The 22,969-nt window shown below is 71.7% G+C and carries 19 protein-coding genes and 1 pseudogene; 5 read left to right on the forward strand and 15 right to left on the reverse strand.

Going from position 1 to position 22,969, the window contains the following annotated elements:
• Positions 1-142: 142 nt before the first annotated feature.
• Positions 143-964, reverse strand: a pseudogene (locus AC07AG_RS01440) (slipin family protein); the annotation flags it as partial.
• A 140-nt stretch (positions 965-1,104) separates the two neighbouring features.
• Here AC07AG_RS01440 and AC07AG_RS01445 point away from each other — a divergent pair.
• Positions 1,105-1,833 carry a class I SAM-dependent methyltransferase gene (locus AC07AG_RS01445; RefSeq protein ID WP_478750686.1) on the forward strand — a complete coding sequence of 243 codons (729 nt, stop codon included), beginning with the start codon at positions 1,105-1,107 and terminating at the stop codon, positions 1,831-1,833.
• Between the two features lie 75 nt (positions 1,834-1,908).
• Here the strand turns inward: AC07AG_RS01445 and AC07AG_RS01450 are convergent, their stop codons facing one another.
• Positions 1,909-2,847 (reverse strand): GlxA family transcriptional regulator, encoded by a 939-nt coding sequence (locus tag AC07AG_RS01450; protein WP_478750688.1) that lies wholly within the window; start codon positions 2,845-2,847, stop codon positions 1,909-1,911.
• 316 nt (positions 2,848-3,163) lie between these two features.
• Here AC07AG_RS01450 and AC07AG_RS01455 point away from each other — a divergent pair, with 316 nt between their 5' ends.
• Both AC07AG_RS01455 and AC07AG_RS01460 read left to right on the forward strand, forming a co-directional pair.
• Complete coding sequence (locus tag AC07AG_RS01455) at positions 3,164-3,673, forward strand: DUF2269 family protein (RefSeq protein ID WP_478750689.1); 510 nt, start codon at positions 3,164-3,166, stop codon at positions 3,671-3,673.
• A gap of 163 nt (positions 3,674-3,836) precedes the next feature.
• Complete coding sequence (locus tag AC07AG_RS01460) at positions 3,837-4,835, forward strand: D-2-hydroxyacid dehydrogenase (protein WP_478750691.1); 999 nt, start codon at positions 3,837-3,839, stop codon at positions 4,833-4,835.
• Here AC07AG_RS01460 and AC07AG_RS01465 read toward each other — a convergent pair.
• The 9 genes from AC07AG_RS01465 to AC07AG_RS01505 all read right to left on the reverse strand — a co-directional run bounded on the left by AC07AG_RS01465 (position 4,832) and on the right by AC07AG_RS01505 (position 16,512).
• Positions 4,832-6,037, reverse strand: coding sequence for a type III PLP-dependent enzyme (locus AC07AG_RS01465; protein WP_478750693.1), 1,206 nt, complete (start codon positions 6,035-6,037; stop codon positions 4,832-4,834). The two genes, AC07AG_RS01460 and AC07AG_RS01465, sit on opposite strands and share 4 nt — an antisense overlap.
• Positions 6,034-7,851, reverse strand: a complete 1,818-nt coding sequence (locus AC07AG_RS01470; RefSeq protein ID WP_478750695.1) for an IucA/IucC family protein — start codon at positions 7,849-7,851, stop codon at positions 6,034-6,036. Before AC07AG_RS01470 ends, AC07AG_RS01465 begins: the two co-directional genes overlap by 4 nt.
• Positions 7,851-9,077: an MFS transporter gene (locus AC07AG_RS01475; protein WP_478752165.1), complete on the reverse strand. Its 1,227-nt coding sequence runs from the start codon at positions 9,075-9,077 to the stop codon at positions 7,851-7,853. Before AC07AG_RS01475 ends, AC07AG_RS01470 begins: the two co-directional genes overlap by 1 nt.
• Positions 9,077-11,077 carry an IucA/IucC family protein gene (locus AC07AG_RS01480; protein ID WP_478752167.1) on the reverse strand — a complete coding sequence of 667 codons (2,001 nt, stop codon included), beginning with the start codon at positions 11,075-11,077 and terminating at the stop codon, positions 9,077-9,079. The genes AC07AG_RS01475 and AC07AG_RS01480 overlap by 1 nt, the downstream gene beginning before the upstream one ends.
• 89 nt (positions 11,078-11,166) lie before the next feature.
• Positions 11,167-12,435, reverse strand: coding sequence for an ATP-grasp domain-containing protein (locus AC07AG_RS01485; RefSeq protein WP_478750697.1), 1,269 nt, complete (start codon positions 12,433-12,435; stop codon positions 11,167-11,169).
• Between the two features lie 61 nt (positions 12,436-12,496).
• Entirely contained in the window at positions 12,497-13,501 is a 1,005-nt protein-coding gene (locus tag AC07AG_RS01490) for an ABC transporter substrate-binding protein (protein ID WP_478750699.1), read from the reverse strand.
• An 85-nt stretch (positions 13,502-13,586) separates the two neighbouring features.
• Complete coding sequence (locus AC07AG_RS01495; RefSeq protein WP_478750701.1) at positions 13,587-14,453, reverse strand: ABC transporter ATP-binding protein; 867 nt, start codon at positions 14,451-14,453, stop codon at positions 13,587-13,589.
• The gene (locus tag AC07AG_RS01500) at positions 14,450-15,505 is read right to left on the reverse strand and encodes a FecCD family ABC transporter permease (RefSeq protein WP_478750703.1); all 1,056 of its coding nucleotides are present in this window, start codon (positions 15,503-15,505) and stop codon (positions 14,450-14,452) included. Before AC07AG_RS01500 ends, AC07AG_RS01495 begins: the two co-directional genes overlap by 4 nt.
• Positions 15,502-16,512 (reverse strand): FecCD family ABC transporter permease, encoded by a 1,011-nt coding sequence (locus tag AC07AG_RS01505; RefSeq protein ID WP_478752169.1) that lies wholly within the window; start codon positions 16,510-16,512, stop codon positions 15,502-15,504. Before AC07AG_RS01505 ends, AC07AG_RS01500 begins: the two co-directional genes overlap by 4 nt.
• Positions 16,513-16,776: 264 nt before the next feature.
• On the opposite strand from AC07AG_RS01505, the gene AC07AG_RS01510 reads away from it, so the two are divergent.
• Positions 16,777-17,634, forward strand: coding sequence for a (2Fe-2S)-binding protein (locus AC07AG_RS01510; RefSeq protein ID WP_478752171.1), 858 nt, complete (start codon positions 16,777-16,779; stop codon positions 17,632-17,634).
• Between the two features lie 42 nt (positions 17,635-17,676).
• Positions 17,677-18,768, forward strand: a complete 1,092-nt coding sequence (locus AC07AG_RS01515; RefSeq protein WP_478750705.1) for an isopenicillin N synthase family dioxygenase — start codon at positions 17,677-17,679, stop codon at positions 18,766-18,768.
• On the opposite strand, the gene AC07AG_RS01520 is transcribed toward AC07AG_RS01515, so the two are convergent.
• From AC07AG_RS01520 to AC07AG_RS01535, 4 genes are all read right to left on the reverse strand, one after another.
• On the reverse strand, positions 18,755-19,495 hold the full coding sequence (locus AC07AG_RS01520; RefSeq protein WP_478750707.1) for a Clp protease N-terminal domain-containing protein: 741 nt from the start codon (positions 19,493-19,495) through the stop codon (positions 18,755-18,757). The two genes, AC07AG_RS01515 and AC07AG_RS01520, sit on opposite strands and share 14 nt — an antisense overlap.
• A 32-nt stretch (positions 19,496-19,527) precedes the next feature.
• Entirely contained in the window at positions 19,528-20,808 is a 1,281-nt protein-coding gene (locus tag AC07AG_RS01525) for an MFS transporter (protein ID WP_478750709.1), read from the reverse strand.
• A gap of 168 nt (positions 20,809-20,976) precedes the next feature.
• Entirely contained in the window at positions 20,977-21,459 is a 483-nt protein-coding gene (locus tag AC07AG_RS01530; RefSeq protein ID WP_478750711.1) for an N-acetyltransferase family protein, read from the reverse strand.
• Positions 21,460-21,570: 111 nt separating this feature from the next.
• A complete protein-coding gene (locus AC07AG_RS01535) occupies positions 21,571-22,917 on the reverse strand; it encodes a M64 family metallopeptidase (RefSeq protein WP_478750713.1) in 1,347 nt (448 codons plus the stop codon).
• Positions 22,918-22,969: the final 52 nt, after the last annotated feature.

The following is a 22,969-nucleotide window of genomic DNA, read 5'->3' on the forward strand; positions in this document are numbered from 1 at the left end:
GCCATGACGGTGGCTACGAGTCCCTGGCGCCACCCCGGCCCGTCCTCCGTGCACGCTGGTCAAAGCCCGATGCTCCGCTGTTGTCGAAGAACGCCTCCGAAGCTGGTTCAAGCCCGAACGGCTGGGACCAGGCCTATGCCGCGGACGGTCGTCCCGGGATCGGCTTCGCCGCGGGGGCGGGTGGTGCGGGCGAAGGCGGCTGCGCCTGCTGGGCCTTCTCCAGGAAGCGCAACAGCTCCACGGGGAAGGGCAGAACGAGCGTCGAGTTCTTCTCGGCGGCCACGGCAACCACCGTCTGCAGAAGCCTCAGTTGGAGCGCCGCGGGCTCGTCCGCCATCTCGTGCGCGGCTTGGGCCAGCTTCTTGGAGGCCTGCAGTTCGGCGTCCGCGTTGATCACGCGGGCCCGCCGCTCACGGTCGGCCTCGGCCTGCCGGGCCATGGAGCGTTTCATCGTCTCCGGGAGCGACACGTCCTTGATCTCGACCCGGTCGATCTGCACGCCCCAGCCGAGGGCGGGCGAGTCGATCATCAGCTCCAGGCCTTGATTGAGCTTCTCGCGGTTGGAGAGCAGGTCGTCGAGATCGCTCTTGCCGATGATCGACCGGAGCGAGGTCTGGGCCATCTGGGAGACCGCGAAGCGGTAGTCCTCGACCTTGATCACCGCGTCGGCGGCGTCGATGACCTTGAAGTAGATGACCGCGTCGACGCGCACCGTGACGTTGTCCCGGGTGATGCCGTCCTGAGCGGGCACCGGCATCGTCACGATCTGCATGTTCACCTTGTGCAGCCGATCCATGCCGGGGACCACCATGGTGAAACCCGGCTCGCGGATGTTCTCCCGCAGCCGGCCCAGGCGGAGCACCACGCCCCGCTCGTACTGCTTGACCACACGGGCCGCCGACACCACGTACACAAATCCGGCAGCCGCGACCGCGGCCCCTGCTGTGAGCAGCTCTTCGACCATGACGACCCCCCTATCTTCCGAGTCGCCCGTCATTACAAAGATATGCCCAGGTTTGTCCGGGGTCGAGCCCCTTGTGCTCCCCACCGCTGACCGTCCTGCCCACCGCTGACCCCGCCCCTCCGCTGACTAGGGTGGGGACGGTGTTCACCTCTCAGGGACCCACGCTCCGCGAACTGACCGTGCAGGCTCTCTCCTCCATCGAGGACGGCTACGACCTGCTGGCCCCCAAGTTCGACCACACCCCGTTCCGTACTCCCGACCGGATGCTCGACGCGGTCGCGGACACGCTGCGTGGTCTCGGGCCGTTCGACGCGGGGCTCGATGTCTGCTGCGGGACCGGCGCGGGCGTCGAGACGCTGCTGCCGCTCTGTCGTGAGCGGGTCACCGGTGTCGACTTCAGCGCCGGGATGCTGGCCAGGGCGCACGCCGCGGTCGCTGGTGGGGGCGGTGGGCCCGCGGTGGAGTGGGTGCGGGCCGACGCGCGTGCCCTGCCCTTCGCCGCGGCCTTCGATCTGGCGGTGAGCTTCGGGGCGTTCGGACACTTCCTGCCCGCCGAGAGACCACGGCTCTTCGCGCAGGTCCACGGAGCGCTGAAGCCCGGCGGCGTCTTCGCCTTTCCGGTCGGCGCGCCGCAGCCGATGACCTCGCCGCTGTACTGGGCGCTGCTCGGCTTCGACGGGGTGATGCGGGTGCGGAACCTGCTGTGGCGTCCGCCGTTCGTCATGTACTACCGGACGTTCCCGCTGCGGGGCGTGCTCGATGACCTGCGCCGGGCCGGGTTCACGGTGCGGCTGCACACGCTGGAGGAGTTCGGCCGCCGGGCCGACGGCAGCCCGCACTGGTGCCTCGTCGAGGCACGGAAGGCCTGAGCGCCACCGCGGGCTCCGGCCCCTGCTCCTTCTCCGGCCCCTGCTTCTCCCTGTGCTCCGGCTCGTGCCCGTGGCTCACTGGAACGCCTTGCGGTAGGCCTGCGGGCTGACACCTGCCACGCGCTTGAAGCGGTCGCGGAAGGCGGTGGGCGAGCCGAAGCCGACCTGGACGGCGATGCGCTCGACGGTATGGCCCGTCGTTTCGAGCAGGTGCTGGGCCTGCCGGATGCGCGTGCGGTGCAGCCACTGCAGCGGCGTACTGCCCGTCTGCTCCCGGAAGCGCCGCAGCAGGGTGCGGGTGCTCATGCCCGCGTGGCCCGCGATGTCCTCCAGGGTGAGCTCGCGCCTGGCGTTCTCCTCCAGCCAGCGCAGCAGCGGTTCGAGCTCCGATCTCTGCGGTGTGGGCGGCGCCTCGGAGACGATGAACTGGGCCTGGCCGCCCTCGCGTTCCAGCGGCATCACCGAGAGGCGGGCCGCGTCCGCGGCGACGGCGGAGCCGTAGTCCCGGCGGATCAGGTGCAGACACAGGTCGAGCCCGGCGGCCGCGCCCGCGGACGTCAGGATCTGTCCGTTGTCGACGTAGAGCACGTCGGGGTCGACGTCGATGTCGGGATGGTGCTCGGCGAGCCTGGCCGCGGCCGCCCAGTGCGTGGTGGCGCGGAGCCCGGACAGGAGACCGGCCGCGGCGAGCGTGAAGGTGCCCGCGCAGATGGAGGCGATCCGCGTGCCGTCGGCCGCCGCGTCCCGCAGCGCGTCGAGCACCGCTTCGGGGACCGGCCGTGACACGTCGGCGATGCCCGGCACGATGATCGTGTCCGCGTCCGCGAGCCCCTCCAGGCCCCACGGCGCCCGCAGCGTGAACAGACCGGCGTCGATCTGCGGCGCGGCGGCGCACACCCGCACCCGGTAGCCGGCCCGCCCGCCCGGCAGCCGGGTACGGCTGAAGACCTCGATGGGGGTGGACAGGTCGAACGGGATGACGTTGTCCGGCGCCAGGACGGCCACGGTGTGCATGGCGGCAACGTACGGCAGAGTCGCCATCCCGCCAAGCTCGTGCGCAGGGGGTGTGGCTCTCTCATGCCCTTCTCCTCCCTGATGAGGAGGTCGAGAACGTCGAGAAGGTCGAGAAGAGCGGGCTAGGGAGCCGATGGCGGTATCTCTGCGAAGCGTGTCATTAATGCCACTGTCGGTGGCCCGAGGCGCTGACTAATCTCGGCGGCCGGGTCCCTTTCGGGAGCCGCCAGACCTCCGCCGTTCTCCGCCGTTCTCGGCCGTTCTCCGCAGTTCTCCGCCGTGCTCTGCCGTTCTCCGAATCCCGAGGGCTCCCGCTGTGACCAAGTTCTTCCTGACGCTCCACGTGCTGGCCGCCATTCTCGCCGTAGGCCCGGTCACCGTCGCCGCCAGCATGTTCCCCTCGGCCCTGCGCCGCGCCCAGGCCGACCCGCAGGACATGGCAGCCGTCGCCTCGATGCGGCTGCTGCAGCGCATCTGCTCGGTGTACGCGTTCGTCGGCGTCGCCGTCCCCATCACCGGGTTCGCCACCGCGGGCAGCCTGGGCGTGCTCGGCAGCGCCTGGCTGATCGCCTCGATCATCCTCACGATGGCCGCGGCCGTCGTGCTCATCATCCTCGTCCTGCCACGCCAGGAGGCCGCGCTCGACGCCGTGACCGGGGAGGGCGGCGACGGCATGGGTGCTCAACCTGCCGGTGGGGCGGGCGTGGTGGCCGTGGGGGAGCGCACCGGGCCCCAACTGGCCATGTACACGGGCGTGTTCAACCTCCTCTGGGCCACCGTCACCATCCTCATGATCATCAGGCCGGGCTCCACGACCGGGGCTTGATCCCTCCTGACCCCCTCCTGGCCCCCTCCTGGCCCCTCCTGGGCCCTTCCTCGGCCGACCGGTTCAGCTCCGGACAGATCGCTGTTGACCCCCGTGGAGCGAAACCCCTAAGTTCGGTGAACGTGCGTTCACCAGCGCTTTCCTTACCACGGGGGTATCAGGAATGGTCCGTGCACCACATGCTCCGCAGGCCTTTGAACGGGCCGCCCTGCCACCGGACGCCGGCCTGTATGTGGAGCTGGCGCTCGACGAAGCCGAACAGGAGCGGCTGCGCGCCGTCGCGCCGGGTCCGGTCTGGTTCGCCGAACCGGACTCCGGATCCACCGACGACGCGCGTGTCCTCGCCGAATCCCACATCGCCCTCGGCAACCCGAGGCCGGACCGGGTGGAGAAGGCGCCCCAGCTGCGCTGGCTGCAACTCGCGTCCGTCGGCATCGACCGTTACGTCGGCCTCGACTGGCCGGCCCTGGGGCAGCGCCTCACCGTCACCAACCTCGGCGGGCTCTTCGCCGACCCGGTCGCGGAGACCTGCCTCGCGGGCATCCTCGCGCTCTACCGCGGCGTCGACGTGCTGGCGGGACTCCGCACCACGGAGTCCTGGTCGAAGCTCGACGTCCGGCCCGGACTGAGGCTCCTGGGCGGCGCGAGCGTCCTCATCCTGGGCAAAGGGTCCATCGCTCTGCGCCTCGCCGAACTGCTCGCGCCCTTCGGCTGCTCCGTGTCGCACTTCGCACGGGGTGACGGCGACATCCGCACCCGGCAGGAACTCGATTCCAGGCTCCCCGAGTTCGACATCGTCGTGGGGCTACTTCCGGGAACGGCCGGGACCGCCGACCTCTTCGACCGGCGGCGCGTCGGCCTGCTGCGCCCCGGCGCGGTCTTCGTGAACGCCGGTCGCGGCACCCTCGCGGACGAGGACGCCCTGGTCGCCGCCCTCGCCTCCGGCCGTCTCGGCGGCGCGGTCCTCGACGTCACCCGCGAGGAGCCGCTGCCCGCCGGGCACCCCCTGTGGAGCTGCCCGAACGTCATCCTCACCCAGCACACCGCGGGCGGTTCGCGCGACGAGACGGAGCGCGTCATCGACCTGTTCGCCGACAACTGGCAGCGGCTCGCCGACGGAGAGCCGCTGCGCAACGTCGTGCGATGGTCACAGGGTTACTAGGGGAGGAAGTGGAAGCCCGGCCTCGGGTGCATCAGGAAGTCGTGGTGCGAGATGTTCCACGCGTACGCACCCGCCATCGCGAACACCACCCTGTCCCCGGCCCGCAGCCCCGTCACCGGAACCTGCCGGGCCAGGACGTCCTTCGGGGTGCACAGCTGCCCCGCGAAGGTCACCCGGTCCTGCAGCGCCTTCGACCGCGGCCAGGGATGCGGCCACGGCTCGCGGGCGGGGAGCACGGTGCAGGGCTGTTCGTGGCCCTTGGCCGCGGGGGTGCGCAGATGGTGGGTGCCGCCGCGCACCACCGCGAACTCCTCGCCGTGGCTCTGCTTCACGTCCAGGACCTCGGTCGCGTACCAGCCGCAGTACGCGGTCAGCGAGCGCCCCGGCTCGATGCGGAGCGTCAGGTCGGGGTGCGCGGCGCAGAGATCGGCGAGGCCGTCTCCGTAGGCGGCCCAGTCGAAGTGCGCACCGGGCCGCGTGTAGTCCACGCCCATGCCGCCGCCGACGTTCACCTCCGTGAAGCGGACGCCGTGCCGTCGGGCGAGCGCCTGTGACCAGGTCACGATGGACCCGGCGACCGCCAGCTGCCGTGGTGCGTCCAGTCCGCTGGCCAGATGGGCGTGCACGCCGAGCAGGCGCACCTGCGGGAGGCTGCCGTCGGTGAACGGCGCGACCACGGAGTCCGCCTCGGCCGGGTCGATGCCGAACGGAGTGGGTCGCCCGCCCATGGCGAGTGAACTCCCCTCCAGGGCGGCGGCGTTGAGGCCGAGGTTGAACCGGAGCAGGACGCCGACGCGGGCGTGCGGCACGACGCGGGCGGCGATCGCGTCCAGCATCCGCAGCTCGTACGCGCTCTCCACATGGAAGCGCTCCACGCCGAGTTCGAGCGCGGCCGTGATCTCGTCGGGTGTCTTGCCGGGCCCGCCGAAGGCCAGCGGACGCCCCGTCACGGCCTTGGCCACATGGGAGAGTTCGCCGCCGGACGAGACCTCGTAGCCGTCGACGTGCGGCCCGAGCGCGGTGAGGATCTCCGGCTCCGGATTGGCCTTGGCTGCGTAGTAGAGCTCGACCTGCCGCGGGAGCGCGGCGCGCACGGCGGCCGCGTGCGCGTCCAGCGCCGACAGGTCGTACAGGTAGGCGGGCAGTTCCTGCGGAGCGAGGCCGAGGGCACGGTCACGTACGGCGGGAGTGGGGGCGGTCATTCGGCGGTGCTCCAAGGTGCGTCGGTGCGGGAACCCAGGTCCCGTACGTGCTCGGCGAGCGGAAAGGGTGAGGTGAGGCGGACGTACCCCGCGTCCCGGTCGGCCTTGCGCTCCCAGCGGGTGAGCAGATTGGCCTTGGCGGGCAGCGGCACTCCGGCGAGCAGGGCGCTGAGCCGGGGCGGGCAGCCGTGCGCGTCGGCGAACTCCTGCACGGTGGCGCGCACTTGGGACCACAGTGCGGGCTCGGTGTGCGGGTGGAGGTCGGCGAGGGCCGCGAGCAGCTCGGCGACGTGGTTGACCAGGAGGCAGTAGACGACGCGGTCCCAGCCGCGCTGCGCGTCGTACGTCATCGGGGCCGCGACCTCGGGCGGGAGCGCGGCTAGGGTCCTGGCGTGCCGCTCGGGGAGCAGCTTGGTGCCTTCCAGGTCGCGGAAGAGCACCTGGGCGGGCATGCCGTCGTCGTCGACGCAGACGAGGACGTTCTGCAGATGCGGTTCGAGCACCAGGCCGTGGTCGAAGTACGCGGCGAGCACCGGTGGCAGCAGGAGCCGCAGATAGGTCCGCCACCACTCGAGGGCCCGCTGCGGGCCCGCGCCTTCGAGCAGGCGGGAGATGTGGCCGGGGCCCGTCGGGTACTCGTCGGCGACGGCCGCGGCGAGCAGCGGCGTCGTACCGGGAAGGAGCCGTCCGGACAGGCCTTCGCGGACGATGACGCCGAAGCCCTCCAGGAGGGCCAGGTCGGGAGTGCCATCCGGCTCTGTGAGTGCCAGGCTGCGGTAGGCGGGCTCGCGGAGCACGGCGCTGCCCGGGAAGCGGGCGGCCAGGTCGTCCAGGGCTCCTTCGAGTACGCGGGTGAGTGCGACGGCGCCCGAAAGTTCGTAACTGGCGTTCTTGCGCAGGCAGTTGGTGATGCGGACGTTCAGGCTGAACTTCAGGAAGGTGTCGCCGTCGTACAGCGTGCGCACGGAGGCGGTGGCCGCGAAGGGTGAGCCGCAGGGGCCCAGGTCGATGACGTCCCGGCGGTCCAGGGCGGCACGCAGCCCGGTGTGTTCCCGCAGCAGGTCGTACTGCCAGGGGTGCACGGGAAGCAGCCGGTAGCCGTCCGGCACGGTCCCGAGGCGGTCGAGCGGGGCCGTGGCGCCCGGCCGCGCCGTCTCCTCGGCGACGAGGTGGTCCCGTACGGCGAGATGGCGCAGCGGGAAGGCCGCCGCGGTCTCGGGGGCGTACGCGGACCAGTCGGCGAGGTCGCCGCCGCGGGCCTTGGGGGTGGGATGGAAACGGTGGCCGAACAGCAGGGACTGCTCGGAGGCGAGGTAGTCCGCGCGCCACTTCGGGGCGTTCTGCGTGGCGGGGACCGGACGGTCGGCGGCGAGCGCGGCGCTGACGCCTTGGTGGCTTGAGGCGATCTGCTCCAGGAACTCCTCGTTGCGCACGCCCGTACGCAGCGAGAGCTCGGCGTGCGTGTACTCGGCGAGGCGCGGCCAGTCCACCTCCACCCAGGCGCCGTCGCGCTGCTCGGTCACCGGGCCGGTGAAACGGTGAGCGCCCAGGAGGGAAGCGCGGCGCAGGGCGACGCGCAGGAGGACCCCGCGGCGCGGCAGCCGGAGCAGGAGGTCGCCGTCGACGACGGCGGTCTGGTGCTCGGGCCCCGAGACCTCGCGCAGGAGGCAGTTGAGGAGGGTGTGCGTCACGGCTTGGTCGGCGCTGGGCAGACGGGTGGGCGCGGCGCCGGCGACGGGGGCGCCTGCGACGAGGGCGGCGGACTGGGCGGGCGCCCAGGACGGGGCGGAGAACGTGCCGGTCGGCAAGGACATCAACGGCTCCAGCGGATGCGGGGCGAGCGGCGGAACAGGGCGGGAAGAGTGGCGGCGGCCAGGGCGATCAGGGCGATCGCGGTGCCGGTCAGGAGGGGCGCGGGCAGGCCGATGAGGCTGTTGCCGGCCGCTGCCGCGAGACCGGCGGCGACCGCGCCCCCTTTGGAGACGAGCTCCAGCGTGCCGAACATTCCGCCGGGCGGTCTGCCGTGGGCGCACTCGGCGGCCAGCACGGACAGGCTGACGAGGCCGAGCGTGAGACCCGCGCCGAGCAGCAGCCGAACACCGGTGAACGCGGCGAGCGAGTCGGCGGCGCCGTGCCCGGCGAGACCGAGCGCGACCACACCGAACCCGGCGGCGATCCCCTGCAGGGGGCGGCGCTCGACGGCCTGGTGCACCCGCAGTGCGAAGAGGAGATAGCACAGGTGCGGCAGGGCGAACAGCGCGCCGGACACGACAGGGGAGACGCCGGGTATTCGGTCCTCGACCAGAGCGATCAGGTAGGGGAAGGAGATGACGGTGGAGAAGACGAAGGCGAACTCGAAGGCGTAGAGCGCCCGCAGCGGAGCGAGCGGGGCGGTGGCGTCCGGTACTTCGGCCGGCGTGGCATCGGATCGATCCGCCGTGGGTTCGGGGAGGGCGGCGAGCATCGCGGCCGCGGCCAGCGGCAGGACGGCGAGCAGCGCGTACTGGCGGTGCGGCGAGACCCAGGGGGCGAGCGAGCCGACCAGGATCGGCGCGAGGACGAGCGCCGCCCGGGCGGCACCCTGCATCAAGGTCAGCGCTTTGGACAGGCCCGAACCGGTCAGCGCGGCGGCGAGGTAGCCGTTGGACGCGGCGAACGTGCCGCCGAGGACCCCTTGAAGGACGAGCGCCGTGACGAACGTGCCGAGGGAGTCAGCCCAGCCTGCGAGCAAGAAGGAGACGGCGAGGCCGAGTTGGGCCCGCAGGAGGAGCCGTTTTCGGCCGAAGCGGTCGGCGGCCCGGCCCCAGAGGGGCGCGCCGAGCGCGCCGAAGACGGTCGGGACGACGTACAGGAGTCCGGCCCAGCGGGCGCTCGCGTCGCCGAGATCCGGGAGGATCGTGGTGAGGTACGGGGGCAGACCGAGCGCGGCGAAGGACGCGACGAAGTAGCAGGCGGCGACGGCGTGGACCTGGCGACGCCCGAATCCCGCGCCCACGGACGGTCCCTCCGAAAGCGCGTGCGCCGACGAGGCGGTGGCCATCATGAAGTCCCCGTCATCCGGAGGTAGTTGGGGCCTGTCGTGTAGTGCTTGTTGATGTCGGCCGCCCCGGAGCGCTCCTTGGAGAGCAGGGTGCCCGCGGTGACCATCGCCTTGACGGGCAGCTCCGCCGCGTCCAGGACGTGCGTCCGCAGCAGCGCGCCGGGTTCGCCGGGAGCGGTGCCGAGCCGGTCCACGGCCTCGGCGAGCCTCTCGCGCACGAGCCGGAGCAGTCGCTCCAGTGGGGCGTGGCCGTGCCGGGCGAGACCGAAGGCGTAGGAGCCCGCGCAGAGGTGGAGGGTGATGGTGGTGAACACGTCGAGCACAGGCAGATCTCCGTCGACGAAGATCCGCGCGTCATCGAACGCGACGTACTCCGCCGCTCGTTGCCCCATGGCATCGCGCAGCCGGGCGAGGTTGATGCGCGGCCCGTCGTTGTCCTTGAACAGCAGCCGCAGCCGGGTCCGGTGGTCCGCGCCCTGGTCGAACACCAGCGAGATGTTCTGCTGGTGCGACTCCAGGGCGATCCCATAGGTGAAGAGGGCGGTCTGCCAGTCGAAGAGGAGGGTGAGCGTGGCGTCCAGGAGGGCGAGGGGGTCGCCGCCGTAGAAGCGGTCGGCGAGGTGGTCGATGAGCAGCCGGTCGTCACCGGGTGCCGGGCACAGGAGCGCGGCCATCGGCACGACGGCGGCGCCGTCGAGACCGGCGGGGCAGCGGCGCAGGAGCACGGCGATGAGCTCGTGCCCGGCGTGCGCGAAGCGGGTCTCGTCCGCGTGCAGGACGACACCCTGGAACCGGGGCTCGCGGGCGATGACGGCTTCGACCAGGCGCTGGCCCGCGGCGCCGTCGACGAGGGTGCCCGGCTTGATGGTGCGCCGGTTGCGCAGGCCCAAGGTGGCGGTGGCGAGCGGCAGTTTGAGGTGGTGCGTGGGGTGCGAGGTGAGGGCGACGGTGCGCATCGAGAGGGTCGGTACGACGTCTGCTCCGGGCCGGTCGAGGAGCAGGGCCCGCTTTTCGAGCCCTGCCTCGCGCAGTGCGTCCCGCAGGGCTCCGTCCGCGGTCAAGGGATGCACGGGGAGCACGAGATGGCTCCCTTCGAGCTCGGGAACGCCTGCCTCACGGGGTGAGAGCCAGGCCTCGATGCCGCCGCCGACGGTGACGGCCTCGCGGGGCAGGGCGAGCTGACGCAGCGCGAAGGTGGGGTGGAACTCGGGCGCGTACGCGCGCAGTTGGGTGACGGAGAGCCCGGAGCGGCCCCGCGAGGTCGGATACACCGGATGATCCGCACGCGCGGCGAGGGTGTCATGACCCAGCCCGCCCGCGATGCCGGTCCAGTCGGCGGGTTCGCTGCCGTACCGCCCGGTGAGCAGGGCGTTCGCCTCGCCTTTCGTCGCGACGTGCAGCCGCATGGCGTCGAGCGCCTGCCCGCACTCCACGGCGAGCGCCTCGAACCCGCCACGGTCGACGGGGTCGGCGAGGTCACGCAGGGCGGACAGAATGCTGCCGGTGTCGGTGAGTTCGACTCCGTCGTACTCGCGTCGGAGCAGGGGGAGCCGGGCGGCGTACGTCGCCTGATAGCCGTCAGCGCGGACGGGCATCAGCAGGGCGTCGCCGGGCCCAGACCCGCGGGAAACCGCCCCGAGGGCATTCCCGGCCCCCGACGGACGCGGATGCCCGGTGCCGTCGCCACCAGACTGCGAGGCGTCGCCACCGACCGCGAATTCGGCCTCCGCAGGGCGGGTTGGTGCCGCACTCGGCAGGTTGCCCTCTCTATTCCGGGTCGCGTCGACGTCGTGCTCGGCCGCGGTAGTCCCGCGCTCGGCTGTGTCTTCCGTGGAGGCGCGTGGCGTGGGGGTCTTGGGCGGGACCCCAGTTGCCTCGGAGTCATCGGGTGGCGTCACCGGCAGCCTCAGCCACAAGCCGTCCGGATGCCGCACCGCCTCGCTCCGGGTGCGCCACCCCACCACGTCCTCGCGCAGGAGCGCGCTCAGTACGCGTAACAGGAGCTCGCCCGCGACGCCATCGACGCCGTCGACGTCCTCGACGCCCTCGGCGGTTGAACGCGCCGCGCCCGTTCCGTCCGTCAGGCGCGTCACGGCGTGATCTCCCAGTGCTGCTCGGCGAGGAAGTCCGCCACGGCCCGGTCCACCGCCGCCTGTTCGGTGCCGGTGGCGCGGACCACGCCGAGGAAGTCGCGGTTGGTGCCGTGGAGTTCGTGCCGTTCGCCGACCTCGCGCAGTGGGCGGTACGTCAGTCGCACGCCTCCCACCGTCACTTCGCTCGCGCGCGGCGCGGCCGTCAGCGTTCCGGAGCTTTGCGCGCACGGATAGTCGAGCCGGGCCCTGCCGTCCGTCCGCGCGCCCAGGTCCGAGGGGAGCGGCTCGCCCAGATGCGTACGGAGGATGTGCTCGAAGAGCGGTATGTCCAGGAGCTGCGCCAGGAGCAGGTCGCACTGGTCGCCGATGGCGCGGTAGTTGACCTCGATGAGCCGTGCCCGCCCCTGCGCCACCACGAACTCCGTGTGGCATGCCCCGAACCCCACACCCAGCACGTCCAGTTGGGCAAGAACCTGAGCCGTCACCGGCTCCGGATGCGCCGGGACGAACGTCATCCGCTCCTCTATGAAGTACGGCGGCGGCGACACCTCCGTACGGAAGCCGCCCAGGATGTGCCGGACGCGTCCGTCGCCGAGCGTCTCCAGGGTGCACAGCTCCCCGGCGAGATACTCCTCGACGACCAGTGCCGCCCCCGGACGCCGCGCCTGTATCTCCGTGCACCGCCGGATCAGGTCCGCAGGACCGTCGGCCAGCACCACGTCCTCGCTCGCCACGCCCTCCCGCGGCTTGACCACGCACGGGAACGGGACGTCGAGGGCCGTGAGTTCGGCCGGATCCTGGTCGGCGGAGAGCTCCGCCGACCAGACCGCGTCGGCGCCCGCAGCCGCCAGATGGCGGCGCATCTGCGCCTTGTCCTTGGTGCGCAGCGCCGCCCGCCAGTCCTTGCCGGGCAGCCCGAAGTACTCGGCGGCCAAGGCGGCCTGGGTCTGCAGGTGGTCGCTGTTGGTGAAGATCGCGCCGGGGGAGTGGTGTGCGGAGATCCGGCTGATGACGGCGCGGAAATCGCGTACGTCGCACTCCAGGATCTCCAGGATCTCCAGGTTGTCCTGGGTCTCCAGATTGTCCGGGGTCTCAAGGCTGTCCGGGGTCTCCGATGACTCCAGGGTCGCCTGCGCGGTACCGCGCCGGTGGGCATCGGGCTGATCGGTGAGGAGGGTGACGTCGAGGCCGAGCCTGCGCGCGGCGGGCAGAAAGCCTTCGGTGACCGAGTCGGTGGGGTTGCGGGCAAGGACGTACAGCCGCATGGCGTGGGTCCACTTCCGGGTGCGAGCGGAGGTGCGTGGGGGGGGGAGGGGGGAAGGCCGTTTACTTCACCGGGAGTTCGACGCCCGTCGCCTTGGCCACGTCCTCAAGGACGTGCTCCGCGGCCTGGACCCCGATGCCCGACATCCACGTCTCGTCCGGGACCGTGAAGACCTTGTCCTTCTTGACGGCGTCCAGGTCCTTCCAGACGGGGTTGGACGTGACGTCCTTCTGCTGGGTCTTGTCGGGGGCGTCGGCCACCGTCACGAAGATCAGGTCGGCGTCGGCCTTGTCGATCTGCTCGGGGCTGACGTCGAGCATCGTCTTCTCGGGGTCGGACGAGTTCTGCGAGGCCGGGCGCGTGAGGCCGATGTCGTCGAGGACGATGCCGCTGTAGGAGGACTTCTGGTAGAGCCGGGTCGGTCCTGCGATGAAGCGGACGACCGAGGCCGACGGCATCTTCCCGTCGTACTTCGCCTTGATGGAGTCGCCGAGGGCCTTGGCACGCGTCTCGTAGCTCTTGAGCGCCGTGTCGGCCTTGCTCTCCATGCCCAGGGCCTTGGCGTGGACCTTCAGGTTCTCCTTCCAGGGGGATCCCGTGGTCTCGGTGAAGACGGTCGGCGCGATGCCGCCCAGCTTGTCGTAGACCTTTTCGTGCCGGACCTTGGAGGACAGGATCAGATCGGGCTTGAGCGAGGCGATGAGTTCCAGGTTCGGCTCCTCCATCGGGCCGACGTCCTTCACCCCGCCGATCTTGCCCTTGAGGTACGAGGGGAAGCCGCCCGAGGTCTTGAAGTGCGGGGAGACCGCGCCGACCGGCTTGATGCCGAGCAGCGTGACGTCGTCCAGCTCGCCGGTGTCGAGGACGACGACCTTCTGCGGCCGTGCGGGGATCTTGGTGCTGCCCATGGCGTGCTTGATGGTGCGCGGGAATCCGGCGTCGGCGGCGGCGTCGGTCGTGCCCTTGTCGTCTCCCCCGGAGTCCCCGCACGCGGCGAGTGCCCCGGTGCCGATGACGACGGAGAGCAGGACGGCAGCGAGCCCGCGCGGAAGGCTTCTGGTGGTCATGAGGCCTGGATCCCTTGCTGTGAGCGGAGGTTGGGACGGGGACGAGAGAGGTGGACGGGGCGGGACGGAACACACGGGGCGACGATCAGGCGGGGACTGCCGGATCGCCCGTGGCGCGGCGGGCGGCTCTGCCCTTCGGTACGACCAGTGGGGTGCCGGTCTCCGGGTCGGGGATGACCCGGCAGTCGACGTCGAAGACGTCTTTCACGAGGTCCGCGTCGAGGATGTCGGCGGGCGCCCCGGCCGCGGCGAGCCGCCCGTCCTTGAGTACGACGAGATGGTCCGCGTACCGGGCGGCCTGCCCGAGGTCGTGCAGCACCATGACCACGGTGCGGTCCGCCTCGCTGTGCAGATCGGCGACCAGGTCGAGTACGTCGAGCTGGTGCCGCAGGTCCAGGAAGGTGGTCGGCTCGTCGAGGAGCAGCAGGTCGGTGTCCTGGGCGAGCGCGAGGGCGATCCAGGCGCGCTGACGCTGGCCGCCGGAGAGCCGGTCGACGGATCGGTCGCGAAGCTCCGTGGTGCCGGTGCGCTCCAGCGCCTCGTCCACCGCGGCCTGGTCGGCCTTGGACCAGGGGCTGAGGAAGGTCTGATGGGGGTAGCGGCCCAGGCGTACGAGGGCTTCGACGGTGATGGCCTCGGGCGTCACCGGCTGCTGCGGCAGGAGCCCCATCCGCCGGGCGAGGGACCGCGCCGACATCCGGTGGATGTCCGCGCCGTCCAGGGCGACACTGCCGCCGGCGGGCGCGAGCAGCCGCGTCAGGCCGCGCAGCAGCGTGGACTTGCCGCAGGCGTTCGGTCCGACGATGGCGGTGACGGCGCCGCCCGGCAGCGTCACGTCGAGGCCGCCGACCACGACCTTGTCGCCGTACCGCAGATCGAGCCCGTGCGTGGAGAGTTGATTGGCGGAGGGCGTCGGCGTGGAGGTCGGTGCGGACGTCGGCGTGGGGCTCATGCGGCACTCCGGTTGACGGGCCTGCTCTGTCGGATCATCAGCACAAGGAGCCAAGGGGCGCCGAGCGTGGCGGTGACCACCCCGACGGGCAGGCCCGCCACGGGAAGCAGGTGCTGCACCACCAGGTCGGAGGCGAGCAGCAGCACCGCCCCGGCCAGGCCGGTCAGCGCCAGCGTCCCCGGAGTCGGCGGACCCGCCACGAACCGCACCAGGTGCGGCACGGCGAGCGCCACGAACGCGACGGGTCCGGTGAGCGCGGCGGCCAGCGAGGCCAACACGATCGCGGTGAGCAGGAGTTGGAGCCGCGCGGCCGACGGATTCAGGCCGAGCCCGCCCGCCGACTCGTCGCCCAGATCCAGTACGGCGAGCCGCCGCTGGAGCGCGAACGCGGCCACCAGCGCGAGTGCCACCGCGCCTCCGGCGGCCCACACCTCGGTCCACGTCCGTCCGTAGAGCGATCCGGTGGTCCACTGGAGCGCGGAGCCCGCGAGTTCGGCGGGGAAGCGTACGACCATGAGGTTCACGGCGGCGGCAAGACCCGCCTGGACGGCGAGCCCGACGAGCACGAGCCGGGTGACGGTGAGCCCCGAGCGCCAGCCGAACACGCCGAGCAGCAGCGCGGCCAGGAGACCGCCGGCCAGCGCGGCCGGCGGGATCAGGGTCTGGGAAGCCCCGGTGGCGAGCAGGACGACGGCCCCGAAGGAGGCGCCGCCCGTCACGCCCATCACGTCCGGTGAGGCCAGGGGATTGCGGAAGACCCGCTGCAGCAGCGAGCCCGCGACCCCGAGCCCGACCCCGGCGACGACCGCGGCGATCACCCGGGGCGCCCGGAAGTCCTGCACCACCAGCACGTCCGCCGGGTCGCCGAGCCCGATCAGGCCGCGCAGCGCGACCGTGGCGGGCAGCGGCATCTGACCTGTGGTCAGGGCGAGCGTGACGAGTACGAAGAGGACGGCGAGGCCGACGCAGGCGAGCAGTGCGAGGCGGCGCCGCTGCCGCACCCGAGCGCCGGTGGGCGCGGCAGCGGCCTCGCGTACGGCGAAGACGGTCATCGCGCCACCTTCCGGGCCAGGACCGCGAGGAGCGGCGCGCCGAGGAAGGCGCTGACGATGCCGACCTCCAGCTCGGAGGGGCGCACGACGACGCGGCCGAGGACATCGGCGGCCAGGAGCAGCAGAGGTCCGGCGATCAGGCACCCCGGCACGAGCAGCCGGTGGTCGGAGCCGACCGCGAGCCGCACCAGGTGCGGGGCCGCGAGCCCGATGAACGCGACGGGCCCGGCGACCGCCACCGCCGAGCCCGCCAGCAATACGACCGCGATGCCGCCGGCGACGCGGATCCTGGCCACCGGCACACCGAGGGCCTGCGCCGAATCATCCCCCAGCGCGAGGGCGTTGAGGGCGGGCGAGATCGCGAGGGCGAGCACCAGGCCGATGACGAGGGTGGGCAGGACCGGCCAGAGCACATCGAACGTACGCCCGGACAAGGATCCGGCCAGCCAGAAGCGGGCCTCGTCCAGGGTGCGTTCGCTGGCCAGCATCACGGCCTGGGTCCAGGAGAGGAGCACCATCTGGAGTACGACTCCGCCGAGCGCGAGGCGCACCGGATCGAGGTCGCCCGCGCGCCGGGCCAGCATCTGGGCCAGCATCCCGGCCGCCGCGGCCCCGAAGAAGGCGAACCACAAGTACTCGACGGGCCGCGTGAGATGCAGGGCGTAGATCGCGACGACGACCGCGAAACCGGCGCCCGCGTTGATGCCGAGCGTGGTCGGCGACGCGAGCGGGTTGCGGGTGATGCCCTGGGCGACGGCTCCGGCGACGCCGAGGGCGGCGCCCACGGCGAGTGCGACGACGGTGCGCGGAAGGCGCAGCCCGGTGACGACGATCGCGTCCCGTCCGTGGGCGTCGCCGAAGAGCGCTTCGGCCACGGTGGCGAGCGGCACGGGGCGTGATCCCAGGGCCAGGCTCAGGGCGGCGCACAGCACCAACGTGCCGAATCCGGCGAGGAGTAGAGGGATCCGCCGCGTGACGAGGCTGTCTGGCGGGACGGCCCGAGCGATCTTGGACACGGGGTGAGAGTTTAGGTTAGGTATACCTAACGATGTCAACTCGCTGTGAGGGGTGGCTCACTCGCGACTCGCTTGTGTCTCACTCGTGGGTCACCAGCGGATCGCTCGCGGGTCACTCGGACGGCAGAGTGCGCGGTGCGTCGCCCCCGATGAGGCAAGTTCAAGTGAAATAAGGTAAGCCTTACCTAGTTCGCGGTGGACGGGTTCGCCGCCGAACGACCGATGGACCTGCCTTTCAAGGAGTTACGCGTGCCGCTGACCGTGGCCCCGGCCCTGGCGTCGACCGCCACCGCCCTGAGCCCCGCCGCCCTGCTCGCCACGACCTATCGGCGGCTTGTCGCGCACTGCGGGACGCTCGCCGTCACGGTGGCGCAACCCGGCTCGGCCGCGGGTCAAGGGTGGCTCACCGGCGCCGAACTGACGGCACATCAAGATGCGCTGCGAGCCTTCGTCGCGGCGGAGGACGCACGGATCCGCGCCGGTCACGACCACGTCCCGCGCCCGGATGTCGCCGCGTCCCGCGCGCTGCACGGCTATCTCTGGTCGGTTTCCCTGCTGATGAGCGGCGCCTGGTACCTGGATCGGCGCGTGCCGCGGATCCGCCCTCAGGACGTCCGTGTCCACCTGGAGACCGGCGCCTTCGAGGTCGTCACCGGATCCTTCGCCTGCCTCCCGGACGACCCCGCGGCCGGACTTCCCGGAGTGCGGGTCCTGCCCGACGAGGAGTCGCTGCGCGCCGAACTCCGCGCCGCGGTCGTCGCGCACATGCGCCCGCTGCTCGCGGCGATCGGGCCTCAACTGCGGCGGGGCCAGCGGGCGTTGTGGGGCATGGCCGGGGACGATCTCATCTCCGGGATCTGGTATCTGGGCCGCATGCTCGGCCAGGAGGACGAGGCGCTGCGCGCGGTGGACGCCCTGCTCCCGGGCCCCGTGGGACCCTTCCCCGGTGGCGCCGCCTTCCGTCACCTGACGACCCTCGACGGCGAACGGCACCCGACCCGCACGCGTCTCGGCTGCTGCCTCTACTACACGATCCGCGCCGCCGAGGCGTGCGGCACCTGCCCGCGCGTCTGCGACGCGGAACGGCTGCGGAGGCTGGAAGGGGAATCGTGATAGGGAATCTGGCGTAGCCCTCGCTCGCGCCAGGAGACGCCCGTGCCCTTCCACGTTCCCGTCATCGACATCACGCCGTACGTCGACGGCGGCTCCGCGGCCGAACGCGCCCGTGTGGCGCGCGAGATGGACGAAGCCTGCTCCGCGGTCGGCTTCGTCCAGATCCTCGGGCACGGCATCCCCGACGAGACGGTGGACGGTCTGGCCGCCGCCGTGGACGGCTTCTTCGGACTGCCCCTGGAGACGAAGAAGAGCTACCGCGTCACCGGGGCGAACCGCGGCTACAGCCCGCCCAGGAGTGAATCCCTCAGCCTGAGCCTCGGCGTGGAGTCCGCCGCCCGAATGAACGACTTCTTCGAAGCGTTCAACATCGGCACCGAAGCCCGTTCCTTTCCCGGACTCGACCTGTTCGAGGACGACTACGGTCTCAACGTCTGGCCCACGCAGGTCGACGGCTTCGAACCGGCCGTGCTCGGCTACTTCGCCCGCGCAGGCCGCGTGGCACGCACCCTGACCCGCATCTTCGCGGACGCCCTGGGGCAGCCCGCCGACTTCTTCGAGTCGCTGACCGACCACTCCATCGACGTACTGCGCATGAACCACTACGCGCTGCCGGAAGGGACCGTCACCCTCGACGGTGACCTGACGGGGATGGGGGAGCACACCGACTTCGGTCTGGTCACGGTGTTGTGGGCGGACCAGGTCGCCGGACTGCAGGTGCTCGGCACGGACGGCGCCTGGCACGACGTGTCCCCCGTCGACGGCGCGCTCCTGGTCAACCTCGGAGACCTCACTGCCCGGCTCACCAACGACCGCTGGATGTCCACCCTGCACCGCGTCAAGCCGCCGATCGTGGACGGCGGCATCGTCCGGCGCCGGTCCGCCGCCTACTTCCACGACGGCAACGTCGACGCGGTCATCTCCACGCTGCCGAGCCACCTCGAAGCGGCCGACGAACTCGCCTACGAACCGATCCTCGTGCGCGACCACATCAAGGCGAAGCTCGCGGGATCCCGGCAGGGCAAGGCGAACGTGGCGGCCGTCCGGGAGGCGGCGCGGGTGCGCGCGGCCGCGGGGCGGGAGGCGGGGAAGGGCGGTCCCGCGGCCGACTCGGGCTCCGTCACCCCTGGTTGAGGGAGGTGCGGATCGCCTCCAGGGCCTCGGTGATGTTCGCTTCGGCGGCCGCCTTGTCTACGCCGAGCCCGCCGAGTGTGCCCGTGCCGCCCTCCGCCTCCAGGAGGGCGAGCAGGATGTGCTCGGTCCCGATGTAGTTGTGACCGAGCCGCAGTGCCTCGCGGTAGGTCAGCTCAAGGACCTTCTTCGCCCCGGCGTCGTACGGGATCAGGTCGGGCACCTCGCCGACCGCGGGCGGCAGCGCCTCGGTGACGCGCTCGCGGATCGCGTCGAGCGAACTCCCCTGTGTGAGAAGTGCCTTCGCGGCGAGGGCGTCCGGGTCGGTCAGGAGGGCGAGCGTCAGATGGCCGGGGCCGATCTCGTCGTTGCCCGCCGCGCGGGCCTCCTCCTGCGAGGCCATGACCACGTTCTTCGCCCGGAGGGTGAACCGGCTGAAGCCCTGCCGGGGGTCGAGGTCGGACATCTCGCCGGGGTCCTTGGCCACGAACCGCTTCTGGGCCGCCTGCCGGGTGACCCCCATGCTCTTGCCGATGTCCGTCCAGGAGGCACCCGAGCGGCGCGCCTGGTCCACGAAGTGGCCGATCAGGTGATCGGCGATGTCACCGAGGTGATCGGCGGCGATCACGGCGTCGGAGAGCTGGTCGAGGGCTTCGGGGTGGGCCTTCTTGATGGCCTGGATCAGATCGTCGAGACGGACGGGCTGTGTGGGCTGAGTGGGCTGCGTCATGTGTCAACGTTAGGTTGACAGTGGAGTGAGCGTCAACCCTGCGTTGACACTCGGTCGCTCGGGCTTCCTGCCGGAGACGGCGACCTTCGCGGGGAGCGGGCCGCCGTGCCCGTCCGTGAGCGCTCCGCCCACCGCACCGCGGGCCCCATCGCAAGTCCCGCCGCGAGGAAGATCCCGCCGAGGAGCAACCAGCCCGGCACGCCCCACACCACGAGGAGCGAGGTGAGCAGGAGCGGGCCGATGGTGCGGGCGACGGGGACTCCGGTGCCGAAGAAGCCCTGGTACTGCCCCACTTGGTGCGCGGGCGCCAGGTCGAAACTGATCTGCCAGGAACCGGCGGACTGCTGCATCTCCGCGATGACCTGGAGCACCGCCCCCACCACCAGGACGGCCACCGTCGCCCACACCGGAAGCCCCGCGGCGGAGAAGGCGAAGACGGCGCACGCGGCGAGCATGACGAGACCGGAGTGGCGCACCGCACGCGTGGCCGTGCGCGGCCCGGCGACATCGCGGGCCATGCGGACCTGGAAGGCCGTCACCGCAAGGGTGTTGAGGACGAAGAGCGCCGACACCAGCCAGCTCGGCGCGTCCGTCCGGTCCACCACCCACAGCGGAATCGCGAGGCTCAGCAGCGGCATCCGCAGCAGCAGGACCGCGTTGAGTGCGGTGATGACGGCGTACGGCCGGTCGCGGAGCACCGCAAGGCGCGGCTCCCCCTTCCCGCGGGCCACGGACCGCGGCACCGCGGGCAGTCGGAGCAGTACGAGCGCGCAGAGCAGGAAGCTGACCCCGTCCAGGGCGAAGACCGCCAGGTACGCCCCGCGCGAGTCGTGGTGCAGGGCGAGGCCGCCGAGCGCGGCACCGATGGCGAGCCCCGCGTTGAGCGTTGACTGGAGATGGGCCAGGACGCCCGTACGTGCCGCGGGCGGCACGAGCCCCGCGAGCAACGCCTGCCGTGCCGCGGCGAGCCCGCACTGGGCGACCGCGTACAGACAGGCCGCGAGGAGGAAAGGGACGAAGGAGCGGATGAACAGGAAGGAGGCGACCGACGCGCCGGTGGCCAGGGCGAGCAGCACCGCGGTGCCGCGCGGCCCCTTCCGGTCGGCGAGCGCGCCCAGCGGCACACCCGTGACGGAACCGATGGCCCAGGCGACCGTGAGCGCGAGTCCGATCTGTGTGGGGGAGAGGCCGACGACGCGGCTGAAGTACAGGGCCGAGGTCACGTAGTAGGCGCCGTCGCCCAGGGAGTTGCTCAGCTGGGCGGCGGCGAGCACGCGTGGCGCTCCGGCCGGCGGCAGGATCTCGAGCGGCACAAGGCTCCCTGGCTAGGCGGCCGTTGGGCCGGATTCTTCGCTGATGAGAAGAGGCTAGCCAGCCAGATGGTCCAGCTCGTGGACCATTCACGGGTCGTGAGCGCGGGCCAATTTCCTGCCCGAAGCCGGGTGGGCGGCCACGAAGATGCGCCCCGCCCCCCCCCAGGATCAGCCTGGCCTTCGCACCATGAAGACGTCGACCGGGTCCTCGTGCTCGACGCTGAAACCGTGGCGCTCGTAAAGGCGTTGGGCCGCGCTGCCCTGCAGGACGTTCAGGCGGACGAGGTCGCCGTCGGCGTCGGTCCGGTCGAGCAGCCTGCGCAGCACCGCCGAACCCAGGCCCCGGCCCTGGAGCGCCGGGTCGAGGTAGAAGTGCTCGAGCCACCGCCCGTCCGTGGCCGGACGCAGGGCGACGCAGCCCGCGAAGGAGCCGTCGGCGACGACGACCGAGGTGTCCCGGGGGGAGAACGCGTCCCGCAGTTTCTGGCGCACCCGATGCTCGTCGAACCGGCCGAGCCGCTCCAGATCCGGGCGCATCACCCTCGCGCGCAGCTCGACGATGGCCTCCAGGTCGGTCTGCTCGGCGGCCCGCAGCGCCCATCCCGGAACAGACGCCGCGGCCTCCCGCGACTGCTTCGCATGTGTGGTCATGGCCGGAGTATCCCCGGCCATGACCGGCGGAACGGGGCCGGGGCGCCATCGGCGCCGAGCGGGCCCCGGCTCCCGTCTATGCCATGGCGTACGTCATGGCGCTACGGCACATCAGCGAGTGACCTGCCAGCTCAGCGAGCCGGTCAGGTGCTTGCGCAGTTCCGGGGCGCGCACCGCCTTGGTCGGGTCGGTGGCGCGTGCCGTGACGGTGTGCGCGCGGCCGTCGGCCGGTACGCCGAGTGCGGCGGCGGTCACGCTGCTCGCGTCCCTGGCCTTGCGTGCCTCGCGGCCGTCGACGTACCAGCGCACCCGTGCGTGGGAAGACGCCTCGACGCGTATCCGCTCGGAGCCGCGCACCTGCCGGTCCGAGGGGGTGACACCGCTGAGGACGGGCGCGTGCTGGTGGAAGCCCGCGATCATCGCCTCACGTCCTGGCAGGTTGAACTCGCGGCCCAGCGTGCGCATGATCGAGTCCTCGGTGGGGCGGTTGAGGCCGTGCCCGTGGTAGCCGCCGCCCTCGTACGCGCCGACGGCGCCGCCGTCAGGTGACTCCTGGCCGAGCCACTGGTGCCACTTCGTCTTCTGCGCGGCCATCTCGTCGGCGCTGAGCTTGGTGAGGTTGGACTCGCCCGGCTCGGGGCCGGTGTAGGTGCTCTCGTCGTACCAGTACTCGTCGGCGAGCTTGCCGAACGAGTGGCCGGTCTCATGGACGGCGACCTGGTCGGAGTCGGGGTGGTCGGAGGAGGCGGTGCCGATGCCGTCGTACCCGGAGGGCGAGGTGATGGCGTTGTAGCCGGCGCCGCCGTACTTGGTGGAGTTGCCGAGCACGATGACCAGGTCCGGGTCGGCGGCCTTGCTCGCGTACGCCTCGACCTTGTTGGTGTCGACACACAGCAGCCGCTCGATGCCGTCGCAGAAGAACGCCGAGTCCAGGGCGGTGTTCTTGCGGACGTCGCTCGTCGGGTCGCCCGAGACGCCGGACTGCTGCGAGTGCGCGTCGACGGCCCAGACGTTGAAGAGGTCCTCGTACTCGGCGTACGGCTCGACGGCGGCCATCTCCTTCCACTTGGTGCGCACGTCGGCGTGGAAGTCCTCCTGCTGGGCGGCGGTGTAGCCGTCGCCGATGAAGACGACGTCGACCTTGGTGTCGCTCGCTCCGGCCTCCACGATCGGCAGGACGTCGCCGTCGCCCTTGATCGTGGACCGCTCGTTCCTGGTGAGCGGGGCGGAGGCGGGGACCTGGGTGTGGCGGGGGTGGCTGCCGGGTCCTGCGAAGTACTCGACCTCGACCTGGCCGGTGTCGTGGGCGGCAGCGGCGGTGCTGTCCTGCCCCTGGTCCGCGGCGACCGGCGCGGTGACGGCGAGCGCGGCGGCCAGGGCGACACCGGTGGCGATGGCGAGGTGCTTGCAGGATATGCGGGATATGGGGGATATGCGAGATGAGTGTCTGCGGCGCATGGAAGATCTCCCGGGATCTGTGCGGACTGGGGTCGGCAAGTCCGCGACGTAA

This window comes from Streptomyces sp. NPDC044044 (assembly GCF_056434405.1).

What these genes read in the sequence shown, in the direction of transcription:
- AC07AG_RS01450 (WP_478750688.1), bottom strand. Translation starts at nt 2,847, where the DNA reads ATGCACACCGTGGCCGTCCTGGCGCCGGACAACGTCATCCCGTTCGAC.
- AC07AG_RS01460 (WP_478750691.1), top strand. Translation starts at nt 3,837, where the DNA reads ATGGTCCGTGCACCACATGCTCCGCAGGCCTTTGAACGGGCCGCCCTG.
- AC07AG_RS01465 (WP_478750693.1), bottom strand. Translation starts at nt 6,037, where the DNA reads ATGACCGCCCCCACTCCCGCCGTACGTGACCGTGCCCTCGGCCTCGCT.
- AC07AG_RS01470 (WP_478750695.1), bottom strand. Translation starts at nt 7,851, where the DNA reads ATGTCCTTGCCGACCGGCACGTTCTCCGCCCCGTCCTGGGCGCCCGCC.
- AC07AG_RS01475 (WP_478752165.1), bottom strand. Translation starts at nt 9,077, where the DNA reads ATGGCCACCGCCTCGTCGGCGCACGCGCTTTCGGAGGGACCGTCCGTG.
- AC07AG_RS01485 (WP_478750697.1), bottom strand. Translation starts at nt 12,435, where the DNA reads ATGCGGCTGTACGTCCTTGCCCGCAACCCCACCGACTCGGTCACCGAA.
- AC07AG_RS01490 (WP_478750699.1), bottom strand. Translation starts at nt 13,501, where the DNA reads ATGACCACCAGAAGCCTTCCGCGCGGGCTCGCTGCCGTCCTGCTCTCC.
- AC07AG_RS01495 (WP_478750701.1), bottom strand. Translation starts at nt 14,453, where the DNA reads ATGAGCCCCACGCCGACGTCCGCACCGACCTCCACGCCGACGCCCTCC.
- AC07AG_RS01500 (WP_478750703.1), bottom strand. Translation starts at nt 15,505, where the DNA reads ATGACCGTCTTCGCCGTACGCGAGGCCGCTGCCGCGCCCACCGGCGCT.
- AC07AG_RS01520 (WP_478750707.1), bottom strand. Translation starts at nt 19,495, where the DNA reads ATGACGCAGCCCACTCAGCCCACACAGCCCGTCCGTCTCGACGATCTG.
- AC07AG_RS01530 (WP_478750711.1), bottom strand. Translation starts at nt 21,459, where the DNA reads ATGACCACACATGCGAAGCAGTCGCGGGAGGCCGCGGCGTCTGTTCCG.
- AC07AG_RS01535 (WP_478750713.1), bottom strand. Translation starts at nt 22,917, where the DNA reads ATGCGCCGCAGACACTCATCTCGCATATCCCCCATATCCCGCATATCC.